The 1,706-nt window shown below is 63.8% G+C and carries 1 protein-coding gene; it reads left to right on the plus strand.

The window, feature by feature from the left end; all coding sequences use genetic code 11:
- The coding region (locus tag L6637_RS42195; protein WP_237874450.1) for a relaxase/mobilization nuclease domain-containing protein at positions 1 to 1,570 on the plus strand (1,570 nt) is incomplete at its 5' end.
- Positions 1,571 to 1,706 lie beyond the last annotated feature (136 nt).

Consider the following 1,706-nt stretch of genomic DNA (forward strand, 5'->3'; position numbering starts at 1 on the left):
TAGTCGAGCGAGATTGTTCAGCCCGACGCGGCGCGTTGTGGTGAAGGCGCGGGTGGTTCGTCACAAGGGGCGAGCCTTCCGTTCAGCACCACTGACCGCCCACCTCTCATATCTGAAGCGCGACGGCGTGACCCGGAGTGGTGAGCAGGCCGAGATGTTTGATGCCCGCAGCGACGCCGCCGATGGCGCAGCTTTCACTGAACGATGCAAGGACGATCGGCATCATTTCAGGTTCATCGTCTCGCCAGAGGACGCCGGCGACATGACTGATCTGAAGGCCTTCACCCGCGATCTCGCGAAGCAGATGGAGACCGATCTCGGCACGCGGCTCGACTGGGTGGCTGTCGATCATTGGAACACCGACAACCCCCATGTTCATCTTCTCGTACGGGGAGCAGATGACGAAGGGGCGGATCTCGTGATCTCTCGCGACTACATCAGCAAGGGTCTGCGCTCACGCGCCGAGGAACTGGTCGCTATCGAGCTGGGGCCAAAGCCTGAGCACGAGATCCGGAATTCGCTGGAGAAGGAAGTCACGGCGGAGCGATGGACGCGGCTCGATCGCGAGATCCGGCTGGCAGCCGACGAAACCGGCTACATCGATTTGCGCCCCGAAAACCCTGGCATGCCCAACTCAGAGATCCGGCGCCTGATGATCGGCCGCCTTCAGCACCTGAAGAAGATGGGCCTTGCCGCACCCGCCGCGTCAGGGGAATGGATGGTCGGGCTCGAGGCCGAGCGCAGCTTGCGCGACCTCGGTATGCGCGGTGACATCATCAAGACCATGCACCGCGCCTTTACCGAGCGTGGGGAAGCGCGCGGCGTCGCTGATTTCGTCATCGAGGGCGGCCAGCCCACATCCCAGCTTGTCGGACGACTGGTCGACCGGGGACTGCATGACGAACTGACCGGCGAGGCCTATGCCCTGATCGACGGAACGGACGGACGCGCGCACCATGTGCGATTTCGAGGGCTCCAGGCTTTCGAACATGCACCGCCGGTCGGCGGCATCGTCGAGGTCCGACGCTTGGGGCAAGCCGGCGATCCGCGACCGACCGTGGTGCTAGCGACCCGTTCCGATCTCGATTTCGGTGGGCAGATCACTGCAAAAGGGGCCACCTGGCTCGACCACAGGCTGGTCGAACGCGACCCCATGCCGCTTGCCACGGGTGGGTTCGGCCGCGAGACCCGCAACGCCATGGAAGCCCGTACCGAGCATCTGATCCAGCAGGGTCTGGCGCGGCGGCAGGGCCAACGCATCATCCTGCAGCGCGATCTCCTGGACACGTTGCGCAGACGCGAACTGGACGAGGTGGCAGCAAAGGTCTCGGCTGACACCGGCCTGCCTCGCGTGAATGCCGCCTCCGGGGAGCACATGGCGGGCACGTATCGCCAGCGGCTGACGCTCACCTCGGGACGCTTCGCCATGATCGATAATGGGCTCGGCTACCAGCTCGTGCCCTGGTCGCACGAACTCGAAAAGAGGTTCGGCCAACACGTCACCGGCGTCGTGAAGGACAGCGGTGGCATCGAATGGGGCTTTGGTCGGAAGCGCGACCTCGGCTTCTAGCAATCTACCAATTCAGTTGCGGAAGGACGCTCGGAATGTCCGGAACCAAAATACTCTGGGGGCAAGTGATCGTTGTCGGCCTGATCGTCTTGCTGGCCATCTGGGGAGCAACCGAGTGGACGGCGTGGCGGCTCGC

The sequence above is a fragment of the Bradyrhizobium zhengyangense genome (assembly GCF_022012435.1).
Taxonomy (GTDB): domain Bacteria; phylum Pseudomonadota; class Alphaproteobacteria; order Rhizobiales; family Xanthobacteraceae; genus Bradyrhizobium; species Bradyrhizobium zhengyangense.